Source organism: Vibrio sp. FF266 (assembly GCF_041439695.1).
Lineage (GTDB): Bacteria > Pseudomonadota > Gammaproteobacteria > Enterobacterales > Vibrionaceae > Vibrio > Vibrio tasmaniensis_A.
The window spans coordinates 172,163-184,970 of sequence record NZ_JBGOOO010000008.1; the positions used below are offsets into that span (position 1 = coordinate 172,163).

Genomic DNA, 12,808 nt, shown 5'->3' on the forward strand with positions numbered 1-12,808 from the left:
CTATTGCTCTGCTGATTCACTTAACGTTGACTCTTCTTCTGAAGTCGGAGTGATCTCTACGTCTTCAATTTCAATGTTTTTGATGTTGTATTGTTTCTCAAGCTCTTTTACTTGAACCTGTTCAAGCTTTTCTAGGTTCATACTATCAGCTGCAATGTTAGCTTTTAATCGAGCCATTTGACGAAGGATTTGGCTCGTAGCAAGTTTGCGCATTTCGTCTTCTATCATGTCACGCTCAACCGATTTCGCAAGTGCAGTTAACGGGTTATCTAGATAACTGCGGGTTACGCTGGTTGAGAATGTCTTTGAGCCTAAATCCGGGATAGTTACGCGGTATCTTGCTTTGAACGTTAGCTCTTTTTCAGCTGCTCGAGGACCTGTTTTTTGAGAACCTTGATAAAGAGACAGCGTTCGCTCACCGACGCCTTCGCTAATGATGTGCAGGTTAGGTGTGTTCTCAGCAGGTGGCACGATTTCTACATCATTCATACGCAGCTGGCTTTTCATCATACGTGTAAACGTACTGTATTGGTCGTAACTGGTCACAGAGATTTTGTTGAGTTCTTCTGGCACAGAGTAATCACCGCGCAGGTGAAAACCACAGGCGCTCAGTAGGCTAACGGTTAGAACAACAATAGTAACTTTCAATGAAGATAGTGAATTCAGGCGCATTATTTGATGGCTCTCATGAAGGTAGAATACTTATTAAAAAGCTTTAGTTAGTTAGAGTTGTTAGGCTCAAGTCTAAAGCGCTTAAATAAGTAGACAGGGTTATTAGCTACCCTGTCTACAGACTGCTTTTGATGAATTAAGTTCTTTAATTCTTTAGCAATTGCACAATGTTAGCGAAATTAGTTCGCAACGATGTTTAGAAGCTTACCAGGTACGAAGATAACTTTACGGATAGTTAACCCATCTAGGAACTTCTTAGCGTTCTCATCATTTAGACCAAGCTCACGAACTTGCTCTTCTGTCGCGTCAGCAGCAACCGTTAGTTTTGCTCGTAGCTTACCGTTGATCATTACAACGATAGTCTTCTCGTCTTCAACTAGCGCTTTCTCATCGAAAGTTGGCCATGTTGCTGAGTCTACGTTTGATTCACCCAATGCAATCCACATTTCGTAAGAGATGTGTGGCGTCATAGGGTAAAGCATACGTACAACTGCTTTTAGTGCTTCATCAAGAATTGCACGATCTTGTACAGACTCTTGAGGCGCTTTCGCTAGCTTGTTCATCAATTCCATGATCGCAGCGATTGCTGTGTTGAACGTTTGGCGGCGGCCGATATCGTCCGTTACTTTCGCGATAGTCTTGTGGATATCACGACGAAGTGCTTTTTGGTCACCAGACAAAGCAGAAGCATCAACAGATTCAGCTGCACCTTTAGAAGAGTGAGCGTGAACCAGTTTCCAAACACGCTTAAGGAAGCGGTTTGCGCCTTCAACGCCAGATTCTTGCCATTCAAGTGTCATGTCTGCAGGAGAAGCAAACATCATGAATAGACGTACAGTGTCAGCACCGTACTTGTCTACCATCTCTTGTGGGTCGATACCGTTGTTTTTCGACTTAGACATTTTGATCATGCCTGAGTGTTCAACGTCGCGGCCTTGGTTGTCGACTGCTTTTTCAATACGACCTTTCGCGTCACGGTCGATAGTCACGTCAGTTGGAGCAATCCATTCCTTCGTGCCTTTCTCGTTCGTGTGGTAGAACGCGTCAGCTAGAACCATGCCTTGACATAGAAGTTGCTTGAACGGTTCATCAGATGTCACGTAACCCGCATCACGAAGAAGCTTGTGGAAGAAGCGAGAGTAAAGCAGGTGCATACATGCGTGCTCGATACCACCAACGTATTGGTCAACTGGCAACCAGTAGTTTGCTTTCTCTGGATCTAGAATATCGTCAGCTTGTGGTGAACAGTAACGTGCGTAGTACCATGAAGACTCCATGAACGTATCGAACGTATCAGTCTCACGAAGAGCAGGTTCGCCATTGAATGTTGTTTCAGCCCAAGATTTGTCAGCTTTGATTGGGCTAGTAACGCCATCCATTACCACGTCTTCTGGAAGAATGACTGGCAGCTGGTCCGCTGGTACTGGGTGAACTTCACCGTCTTCAGTGGTTACCATTGGGATTGGAGCACCCCAGTAACGCTGACGAGATACACCCCAGTCACGCAGACGGAAGTTTACAGTCTTCTTACCTTTGCCTTCAGTTTCCAGTTTCGCAGCGATTGCATCGAATGCTTCTTGGAACGCAAGACCATCGAATTCACCAGAATCGAACAGTACGCCTTTCTCAGTGTAAGCCGCTTCAGACACATCTAGCTCAGAACCGTCTTCAGGTTTGATTACTGGGATGATATCGATGCCGTACTTAGTTGCGAATTCGTAGTCACGTTGATCGTGAGCAGGAACCGCCATTACAGCACCTGTGCCGTAATCCATAAGAACGAAGTTAGCTACGTAAACAGGAACAACACGACCGTTAAGAGGGTGGATAGCTGTTAGGCCAGTATCCATGCCTTTCTTTTCCATCGTTGCGAGTTCAGCTTCAGCCACTTTGGTGTTACGACATTCTTCAACGAATGCTGCAAGCTCAGGGTTGTTCTGTGATGCTTTCTCTGCAAGAGGGTGACCTGCGGCGATACCAACGTAAGAAACACCCATTAGTGTATCAGGACGTGTTGTGTACACTTCTAATGGCGCTTCTTCACCGTTAACAGCGAAAGATAGTTCAACACCTTCAGAGCGGCCGATCCAGTTGCGCTGCATGGTCTTAACCATTTCAGGCCAACCTTCAAGGTTGTCTAGATCGTCTAGTAGCTCTTGAGCGTACTCAGTGATTTTAATGAACCACTGTGGGATTTTCTTTTGTTCTACCGGAGTATCACAACGCCAGCAGCAACCGTCTTCTACTTGCTCGTTTGCAAGAACCGTTTGGTCGTTTGGACACCAGTTAACAGAAGATGTCTTCTTGTAAACTAGGCCTTGTTCGTAAAGCTTCGTGAAGAACTCTTGTTCCCAACGGTAGTACTCAGGAGTACACGTTGCGAATTCACGTTTCCAGTCGTAACCAAAGCCTAAAAGCTTAAGCTGGTTTTTCATGTATTCGATGTTTTCGTAAGTCCACGGAGCAGGCGCTGTGTTGTTTTTTACAGCTGCGTTTTCTGCTGGTAGGCCGAATGCATCCCAACCGATTGGCTGCATTACGTTTTTGCCTTGTAGACGTTGGAAACGAGATACCACATCACCGATGGTGTAGTTACGCACGTGACCCATGTGCAGTCGGCCACTTGGGTAAGGGAACATAGAAAGACAGTAGAATTTTTCTTTGTTTGGGTCTTCACTTACAACGAAAGTCTCGCTGTTATCCCAGTGTTGTTGAACCTTTTGTTCAATCTCTTGCGGGTTATATTGTTCTTGCATCGATGGTATCCGGTTATCTTGGAATTTGTGAGTTCGGTTAGAACAGAATCTTACAGATCGTCATAGAATACCTAAAGGAGCCTAGTACAACAATAGTTATACCCTTCATACTTGCAGTTGCTGCCTAGTAGATGGCGTAATTTTCACTGAATTTCGCAGGGCAACTATACTTAAGAGTATGAATTGCATTTGTTTGTGAGCGGGAGTGCATTGTGACGCACCCGTTTGCCCGCGTAAAAGTTGGTTATCTTAAGGAGGTTGTTATGCCGAAGAAAAAAGCACTCTATGAAGAAGTGGTTGAAGAGGTCATCGAAACGCTGAAGCATAGTCCTGAAGAGCTCAACAACAAAATCGAAACGTCAGGTAAGTTTGCGAAAGCAGCCAATGACATGACCAAAGACGAGCTGTCGTTGATTTCCGCTTACGTAAAATCGGATTTAAAAGAGTTTTCCGAAAGCTATGAAGAGAGCAAAAGTGGTCCGTTTTATTTGATGATTGCAGACTCTATTTGGCAAGGGCTGTTGGACATCACTGATCGAACTAAGGTGGAATGGGTTGAACTGTTCCAAGATTTAGAGCATCAGGGCCTATATCAAGCGGGTGAAGTCATTGGGTTAGGTACTTTGGTATGTGACGAGTGTGGTCATCAAACCGAATATAACCACCCAACCAATATCATTCCATGCATTAAATGTGGTTCTAAAGGGTTTAGTCGTAAAGCCCTTAAACCGTAAACATGTAATTAACTTCAAACTGCGGCAATAAAAAAGGGTTGACTCAATCAGTCAACCCTCTAATCATTTTTCTTCGAATCTAGCTCTTTGGCTTTCTAATTACCCAACCCATCACCAAACTGAGCAACGCCCAGATGTACAGTGGCCAAGTACCAACTGTGTGATAAGGCGTTTGACCATCCGTTGAAATGAGTTCAGCTTTTAATACGGCCGTTTCAAACTGAGGCACTTGTTTGATGATGTTGCCTTTATAATCGGTAACAGCCGTCACACCATTGTTGGTAGAGCGAATAAGCGGCTTACCAAGCTCTAGAGCACGCATCTGTGCAATTTCCATATGTTGCAATGGCCCAATCGAACGACCAAACCACGCATCGTTAGAGAGCGTTAGAATAAAGTCAGTTTCATCTGTTACGTTTTGTCTAACTTGATCATTAAATATGATCTCATAACACAACGCAGGCGCTAGATGACGACCATTTGCTACGATGTTTGGTTGAACAAAGTCGCCACGGCTAAATGATGACATTGGCAAGTTAAAGAACGGTGCTAATGGGCGCAAGATATCTTCAAACGGAACAAACTCACCAAACGGTAACAAATGGTGTTTATGATAGCGCTCGTCTGGATCGTAGCTGTACTCACCATATGGATTCACACCAAGTGAAAGAACACTGTTGTAGTACTTCTTATCTTCAGATTGATTCAGCACGCCAGTGATGATCGAGCTGTTGTTCATCTTGGCTGCACTGTCTATGTTGCGTAGGAAAGATGGAATCTCAACTTCGAATGCTGGAATAGCCGCTTCAGGCCAGATGATGATATCGGCATCCCAGTTTTCTCTGCTTAGGTCGGTGTACTTCATCATGGTTGGCCAGCGATGACTCGGCAGCCATTTGCTGTCTTGATCGACGTTGCCTTGTATTAAGACGACTGACGTAGTTTTTTCCGGGTTCGGCGTGACCCAATCGATGTTGCGAATACCAAAACCGGTGCTAAATACGACGGCAGGAATGATAGCGATACTCCAGGCCCTGTTAACAATCGCATAAGCGAATGCAGAGGCTGAAACAATGATCGCTAGAGTTACTAACTCGACGCCGCCAATCGGTGCAAATGAACCTAGTGGCGAATCGATTTGGCTGTAGCCTAACCAAAGCCAAGGGAAGCCCGTCATTACCCAGCCACGTAGCCAATCACTGATTAACCACAATGCAGGAGCTGCAAGGAAAAAGCGGCTTAGGTTATTAGCAGGGAAGAACTTGTTCAAGCTCCAGGTAAATAGACCCGAATAAACGGCTAGGTAGCCAACAAGCAATGCCATCAAAAATAGGTTGGCAGCCAGTGGCATGCCGCCAAAACCATCAATGCTGACGTATACCCAGCTGATACCTGTCGTGAATTGACCTAAACCCCATGCGTAGCCAATCCAAAGCGCACTCTTAGGAGAGCGGTTGTGGATCAGTAACAGCAACAAAGCTGGGCTGAGAATAGCAAGAGGCCATATAGAGTATGGAGCGAATGAAAGGGTGGTTATAGCGCCAACAAAAACGGCCGCAAGCGGCCGTAATAGGCGATGAATAAATGTCTTAGTCATCTAATTTCTGTCATCTCTTTAGAGAGAAGTTGTTATTCTTCGATAGTCGGAAGAGGCTGTTCGTCAGGAATGGTTACCTGTAGCTGAATCACACGACGGTTATCTGCTGATGTTATTTTGAAATGGTAGTTTTCGATTTCTACAATTTCGCCACGAACCGGCAGGTGACCGAGTGCTGTCATAACCATGCCGCCTACCGTATCCACTTCATCGTCACTAAAGGCAGTGTTAAACGTATCGTTGAACTCTTCAATAGTGGTTAAAGCTTTTACAGAGAAGGTATGCTTACTCAGCTTACGAATATCTAGCTCTTCTTCATCGTCGAACTCGTCTTCAATTTCACCAACGATTTCTTCGAGGATATCTTCAATGGTTACCAGGCCAGAAACTCCGCCAAACTCATCGACAACGATAGACATGTGGTAACGCTCTTCTTGGAACTCCTTAAGCAGGCGATCAACTCGCTTACTTTCAGGAACAACCACGACAGGGCGAATCACTTGTTCGATATCAAATGGGGCACTTTCTGAACCCAAATACTTAAGTAGGTCCTTCGCTAATAGAATGCCTTCAACATGGTCTTTATCTTCACTGATCACTGGGTAGCGAGAGTGTTGAGCATCAGTAATGAGCGCAATCAATGTATCTAGATCATCGGTGCGTTCAACTGTAACCATTTGAGAGCGAGGCAGCATGATATCGCGTACTCGCATCTCTGAAATTTCCATAACACCCTCGAGCATGTCGCGTGTGTCGTGGTCAATTAGGTCATTAATTTCTGAGTCGCGGATTACATCTACGAGCTCTTGGCGATCTTTTACTTCACCTTGAAATAGTTGGCCTAGGCGTTCAAAGAAGGACTTTCTACTCGGACCTTCAGATTTTTTACTTCCCTCAGAAGTGGGGGGGTTACCTTCGTTCATGATTTCTCAAAAAATAACGCTATCAGAAGTGTGATAGCACACGTTACAACTCAGATTTCTGCGAAAATCACAGGTTCGATGAGTTATTGTTTCTCTGCAATCTACTTTACTAGAATCAATTTACTTTTCTAGAATGTAAGGGTCTTCAAACCCCATAGATTGCATGATTTCTGTCTCGAGTGACTCCATCTCTTCAGCTTCATCATCTTCGATATGATCATAACCTAGCAGATGCAGACTGCCATGTACAACCATATGAGCCCAGTGTGCTAGCAGAGGCTTACTTTGTTCTTCTGCTTCTTTTTCGACAACTTGGCGGCAGATAATGAGGTCGCCCAGTAGATCTAACTCGATCCCTGGAGGAGCCTCGAATGGAAAAGACAACACGTTAGTTGGCTTGTCTTTGCCACGATATTCATGATTGAGCTGGTGGCTTTCTTGCGTATCAACGATACGAACCGTCAACTCAGCATTCTCTTGAAACTGAGGAATGGTCTTGTCCAACCAAAGCTGAATATCTAGCTCAGTTGGAAGACCTTGCTCATTTTCGACCGCTAATTGTAGGTCTAGTTCAATAGACATCTATTTATCACCTTGTTCTGCAATTACAGAACTATTTTGTGTTGCTAATTGTGTCGTAACTGCCTGCTGAGCCTCAAGAAGTTTGGCTTCGCGCTCTTCACGTTTACGCTTTTCAAACTCTTTGCGCTCTTTCTGGTCTTTTGCTTCCCACTTCTCGTACGCGTTGACGATACGGGCTACCACAGGGTGACGAACGACGTCTTCAGACATAAAGAAGTTGAAGCTAATGTCGTCGACTTCATTGAGCACTTCAGTCGCATGGCGTAAGCCTGATTTTGCACCACGAGGTAAATCGATTTGCGTAATATCACCAGTGATCACAGCGCGTGAGTTAAAACCGATACGGGTTAAGAACATCTTCATCTGTTCTACCGTGGTGTTTTGGCTCTCATCAAGAATGATAAACGCATCATTCAATGTACGACCACGCATGTAAGCCAGTGGCGCAACTTCAATTACGTTACGTTCAATCAGCTTCTCAACTCGCTCAAAGCCAAGCATCTCAAACAGCGCATCGTAAAGTGGACGCAAATATGGGTCTACTTTCTGGCTTAAATCACCCGGTAGGAAACCAAGCTTCTCACCGGCTTCAACAGCAGGACGAGTCAGTAGGATTCGGCGAACCTCTTGGCGTTCAAGAGCATCTACCGCTGCTGCGACTGCCAAGTAGGTTTTACCTGTACCTGCTGGCCCAATACCAAAGGTGATGTCATGAGTCACCATGTTCATCAAGTATTGAGCTTGGTTTGGCGTTCGAGGTTTGATAACGCCTTTTTTAGTTTTAATGGTCACTTCTTTGCCGTAGTCAATTTCAGACTCGACGTGTTGATCCAAAATGCCAGATTCGGTGATCGCCAGATGTATTTGCTCTGGTTCGATATCGATTATGTTGCCTTTAACTGGAGCCGTTTCAACATAGAGGTGTTTGATGATGTCTAAAGCTGCGGCTGTAGTGTGAGGCTTACCGACAATGGTGAAAAAGTTGCTACGGTAATTAATCTCAACGCCCAGACGACGCTCAAGATGCTTGATGTTGTCGTCAAATGGTCCGCATAAACTTGCCAAGCGCTTGTTGTCTGCTGGCTCTAGATTTATCTCTAAGGTAACGATTTTATTGCTCAAATTAGCCTCTCATTTTGTGCCACTCACTCTTAAATAAAACAAAGAGCAAAAAGCCCGATTTAGACCGGGCTTCTGATGGTGATATCCCTATTTCTAAGATGGTCACTTAGTTAGGTAATTTCAAGCTTTGTGTTTGCGCTTTGTGCTCAAACAGTTGTATTGCCTATGGCGTAAATGTTGCTACACCTAGCTCGTCTTCACGTTTAGTTTTTTCCATCATTTCTGCTGGAGTCATAACAACGCGTAGACCCATGTCTTTTTCTGTGCGAACTAGCTCACCACGTAGTGAGTTGGTGTAAACCTCAGTGATCTTCACATCTACGAACTGGCCGATTAGGTCTGCAGAACCTTCGAAGTTCACAACACGGCTGTTTTCTGTACGGCCGCGAAGTTCCATTAGGTTCTTTCTTGATGGACCTTCAACAAGGATACGTTGCTCTGTGCCTAACATTAGACGAGAGAAACGCATAGCTTGTGTGTTTACCGTTTGCTGCAGTTCGTACAGACGATCTTTCTTCTCTTGTGCTGGTACATCACATGGGTAATCTGCCGCTGGCGTACCTGGACGTGGAGAGAAAACAAAGCTGAAGCTCATATCGAAATCAACTTCTTTAATTAGCTTCATTGTATCTTGGAAGTCTTGCTTAGACTCACCAGGGAAACCAACAATAAAGTCAGAGCTGATTTGAATGTCAGGACGAGCTTTACGCAGTTTACGGATAATAGATTTGTACTCGATAGCCGTATGCGGACGCTTCATCATCGTAAGAATACGGTCACTACCACTTTGTACTGGTAGGTGAAGGAAGCTCACTAGTTCTGGTGTATCTTTGTAAACTTCAATGATGTCGTCACCAAACTCAAGCGGGTGGCTTGTTGTGAAACGAATACGGTCGATACCGTCGATAGAAGCAACAAGACGAAGCAGTTCTGCGAATGAACAGATATCACCTTCGTGAGTTGGACCGCGGTATGCGTTTACGTTTTGACCTAGCAGGTTAACTTCACGTACGCCTTGCTCTGCAAGTTGAGCAACTTCGAAAAGTACATCATCCATTGGACGGCTAACTTCTTCACCACGTGTGTATGGTACAACGCAGTAAGTACAGTATTTAGAACAACCTTCCATGATAGAAACGAACGCCGTCGCGCCTTCAGCTTTTGGCTCGGGCAGGTTATCGAACTTTTCGATCTCTGGGAAAGAGATGTCCATTACTGGCTTTTCGTTAGACAGTGATGACTTAATCATCTCTGGCAAACGGTGCAATGTTTGTGGGCCAAAGATAACGTCTACGTATGGTGCACGTTGACGAATGTGATCACCTTCTTGAGTCGCTACGCAGCCACCCACACCGATCACCACACCTTCTTTTTTATCTTTAAGCGTTTTCCAACGACCAAGCTGGTGGAATACTTTTTCTTGCGCTTTTTCGCGGATAGAACAAGTATTCAATAGTAGTACGTCTGCTTCCTCAGGTACTTCAGTTAGCTCATAGCCATTTGCAGCGTTAAGCAGGTCGGCCATTTTTGATGAATCATATTCATTCATCTGACAGCCCCAAGTTTTAATTAGCAGTTTCTTACTCATTATATGTTCGCTCGATCGTTAGTTTAATTTAAGGGAGCAAATCGCCCATTATTCATCCGCTAGCTCCGTTCGTCATAATTCGGTATTCAATTTTATGACAGGCTCTAGCGGCAAGCGGCGTATTGTACTGGTTTCAAAACCGACTGACTAGTAGTCTGAACAAATCTCTTATGTAGTGGTTTTTATTATCGTTAACGCCATATGCCATAAGGGATAACCCTTTTTTCGAATAAGGTTTTTGGTTACAAGTTAGTTATGAAAAAGTACAATCAAAAACAGTCAAAGAATCAAACTGATAAGTACAAAATATGAACAGTTACGATATTGTAGTAGTCGGTGGTGGCATGGTTGGTGCAGCAACAGCAATCGGTTTTGCAAAGCAAGGTCTGAGTGTTGCGGTGATCGAAGGTTTTGCCCCACAAGCTTTTGATGAGTCGCAAGCGATGGACATTCGTGTGTCAGCGATTTCTCAAGCATCGGTCGATTTGCTTGAAGATCTTGGTGCATGGCAAAGTATTGCAGCGATGCGCGTCTGTTCTTACAAGCGATTGGAAACTTGGGAACACCCAGAGTGTCGTACTCGGTTTGATGCTGCATCTCTTGATTTACCTCGTTTAGGTTACATCGTTGAGAATCGATTAATCCAATTGGGTTTATGGGCTCAGTTTGATGCCTACAACAATCTCGAACTGTTATGTCCAGAAAAGCTCGATGAGATTGAGTTTGGTGAAACCAATATAGTCAAGCTTCAGTCGGGTACTCAGTTGTCAGCGAAGTGGGTGGTTGGCGCTGATGGCGCAAATTCAGCCGTCCGTCAGCAAGCAGGGATTGGTATTACGGCTTGGGATTACCGACAGCACTGCATGCTTATCAACGTAGAAACAGAACAGCCTCAGCAAGATATTACTTGGCAGCAATTTTTACCAAGTGGTCCTCGTTCATTTTTGCCTTTGTGTTCTCTAATCTCTGACGATCAAGAAGTCGGGCAGGGCTCGTTAGTTTGGTATGATTCTCCACTGCGTATTAAGCAACTGTCAGCAATGCCCCCTGAAAAACTACGTAATGAAGTACTTACTCACTTTCCTAAAGAGTTAGGTGATATCAAAGTTTTGAACTCGGGTTCTTTTCCTCTGACACGACGTCATGCTCAATCATACTCAAAGAATAACTGTATTTTAGTCGGGGACTCTGCACATACGATTAACCCTCTAGCAGGGCAGGGTGTTAACTTGGGTTTTAAAGATGTGGCAGCACTATTGGATATCACCCAAGGGAAAGGTGAATTGAATCAATCTGTGGCGAGACGCTATGAAGTGATCAGAAGAGGTGACAATCTAATGATGCAAAGTGGCATGGACTTTTTCTACAAAACGTTTAGCAATGACATTGGCCCACTTAAGTTTGTGCGTAATGCTGCACTAAAGCTAGCAGAAAACTCAGGGCCGATTAAATCACAGGTACTTAAATACGCTTTAGGGTTGTGATTGGTTAGTCCAAATTATTGAGTTATAAAAAGAAGGAGAGCTGAGGCTCTCCTTTTTTGATTTCGTGATAGTGCTTAGTGCTTAGTGCTTAGTATCTTAATACTATTGCGTTACACACACAGGTGCATCGATGGCTAAAGAGCATCCAGTATAGGTGAGGGAGCCATCTTCAATATCTCGTTTGAATGATGTGAGGTTGTTGGAGTGCTGGTTTGCGGCGATAAGCCATTGCCCGTCATTAGTGATATGAAAGTCGCGAGGGAACTTACCTTCAACATCGTAACTATCCATAAAAATGAGCTTTTGAGTGACGGAGTCTATTCTAAAACAACTGATTCTGGATTGATGTCGGCAAGACACATAAAGGAATTGCTCATCTGGCGATAGCTTAATTGCAGCCGCCGCTTCTCCTTTTTCCATATTAGGAAGTACATCAACTTCTTCCACAATATTCCACACTCCTAAAGACTTTTCCAAAATCAATATCGTTTCAGAGAGCTCACATACCACATAAGCTCTATCTTCAGCTTGGTTAAAGGTTAGATGACGAGGTCCATTCCCTGCACGCACTTTGATAGATTGCATTGGTTCATCAAGGAACTCTTCTTGCTCTTCGTCAAAGCAATAGAAGTTGATTCGATCGGTTCCGAGATCGACGGTCACAAACTGCGGAGAGTTCTTTAGGAAAAGGCTTTGATGTGCATGTGGGCCCGTTTGTCTTTCTGCATTAGGTCCAGAACCAACCATTTTGAGTATTTTGAGCCGTTTATCGATATTGCCATTGATACTTAAACTAAAGATATCGAATGTCCCTGATGAATATTGCGATGTAATAGCAAACTTATTGTGGGGATCTATCGTGATATGACAAGGGTGATCTCCTGAGATTGGCCCTGTATTTGACGCTATTGTTGAATCAGAATTCGGTATATGAATCAGTTGTGGTTGCATCTTTTGGTCAACTTCAGAAGCTGTGTAGACCCCCAACTTTGTCGTGGTAATAAACGAGGGGTTAGTGCAGGCCGCTATAAGCTCTAAAGGCAACAGCGTTCCCGTTTCTAGATCTAACAGAGTTTGATATACACCTTGGCTATTACTTGGAGAATCTGTGTAGCAACCGATCGTTAAAGGGAGGGTTTTCATAGGCAGTCATACTCAGTTAGAAAATGGAGCAGACATTGTCTAATAAAATTGTAGTAAAAGTGAGGTTATAGGAGAGAATACTTGGTGACTTGGCTTGCAGATTTACATATTCCAGATAAAACAAAACCCAGCTAAAAAGCTGGGTTCTATTCAATAATGGTGCGGTCGGAGAGACTTGAACTCTCACACCTCTCGGCGCCAGAACCT

Annotated in this window: 11 protein-coding genes; 2 read left to right on the plus strand and 9 right to left on the minus strand. The window is 44.2% G+C overall.

Annotated features, from left to right (window positions below; genetic code table 11):
* Together lptE and leuS are read right to left on the minus strand one after the other, a co-directional pair.
* A complete protein-coding gene (gene lptE / locus ACED59_RS09190; protein WP_017096209.1) occupies window positions 1–672 on the minus strand; it encodes an LPS assembly lipoprotein LptE in 672 nt (223 codons plus the stop codon).
* Between the two features lie 179 nt (window positions 673–851).
* Complete coding sequence (gene leuS, locus ACED59_RS09195) at window positions 852–3,428, minus strand: leucine--tRNA ligase (RefSeq protein ID WP_017096208.1); 2,577 nt, start codon at window positions 3,426–3,428, stop codon at window positions 852–854.
* A gap of 263 nt (window positions 3,429–3,691) precedes the next feature.
* Here leuS and ACED59_RS09200 point away from each other — a divergent pair, with 263 nt between their 5' ends.
* The gene (locus tag ACED59_RS09200; RefSeq protein WP_017062329.1) at window positions 3,692–4,162 is read left to right on the plus strand and encodes a zinc ribbon-containing protein; all 471 of its coding nucleotides are present in this window, start codon (window positions 3,692–3,694) and stop codon (window positions 4,160–4,162) included.
* A 79-nt stretch (window positions 4,163–4,241) separates the two neighbouring features.
* Here ACED59_RS09200 and lnt read toward each other — a convergent pair whose 3' ends face one another.
* The 5 genes from lnt to miaB form a co-directional block, all read right to left on the minus strand.
* Entirely contained in the window at window positions 4,242–5,759 is a 1,518-nt protein-coding gene (gene lnt, locus ACED59_RS09205) for an apolipoprotein N-acyltransferase (protein ID WP_017096207.1), read from the minus strand.
* Between the two features lie 32 nt (window positions 5,760–5,791).
* Window positions 5,792–6,682: a CNNM family magnesium/cobalt transport protein CorC gene (corC, locus tag ACED59_RS09210; protein ID WP_012603382.1), complete on the minus strand. Its 891-nt coding sequence runs from the start codon at window positions 6,680–6,682 to the stop codon at window positions 5,792–5,794.
* A gap of 120 nt (window positions 6,683–6,802) precedes the next feature.
* On the minus strand, window positions 6,803–7,264 hold the full coding sequence (ybeY, locus tag ACED59_RS09215) for an rRNA maturation RNase YbeY (protein ID WP_017096206.1): 462 nt from the start codon (window positions 7,262–7,264) through the stop codon (window positions 6,803–6,805).
* Window positions 7,265–8,386 carry a PhoH family protein gene (locus tag ACED59_RS09220; protein ID WP_017096205.1) on the minus strand — a complete coding sequence of 374 codons (1,122 nt, stop codon included), beginning with the start codon at window positions 8,384–8,386 and terminating at the stop codon, window positions 7,265–7,267. It lies immediately after the preceding gene.
* A 163-nt stretch (window positions 8,387–8,549) separates the two neighbouring features.
* Window positions 8,550–9,974, minus strand: coding sequence for a tRNA (N6-isopentenyl adenosine(37)-C2)-methylthiotransferase MiaB (miaB, locus tag ACED59_RS09225; protein WP_012603385.1), 1,425 nt, complete (start codon window positions 9,972–9,974; stop codon window positions 8,550–8,552).
* A 308-nt stretch (window positions 9,975–10,282) separates the two neighbouring features.
* Between miaB and ACED59_RS09230 the strand changes: the two genes are divergently transcribed.
* Window positions 10,283–11,458: a 2-octaprenyl-3-methyl-6-methoxy-1,4-benzoquinol hydroxylase gene (locus tag ACED59_RS09230; RefSeq protein ID WP_017096204.1), complete on the plus strand. Its 1,176-nt coding sequence runs from the start codon at window positions 10,283–10,285 to the stop codon at window positions 11,456–11,458.
* A 102-nt stretch (window positions 11,459–11,560) separates the two neighbouring features.
* On the opposite strand, the gene ACED59_RS09235 is transcribed toward ACED59_RS09230, so the two are convergent.
* Together ACED59_RS09235 and ACED59_RS09240 are read right to left on the minus strand one after the other, a co-directional pair.
* A complete protein-coding gene (locus ACED59_RS09235) occupies window positions 11,561–12,601 on the minus strand; it encodes a lactonase family protein (protein ID WP_017096203.1) in 1,041 nt (346 codons plus the stop codon).
* A gap of 16 nt (window positions 12,602–12,617) precedes the next feature.
* A partial coding sequence (locus tag ACED59_RS09240; RefSeq protein WP_371704888.1) for a hypothetical protein occupies window positions 12,618–12,808 on the minus strand: 191 nt, incomplete at its 5' end.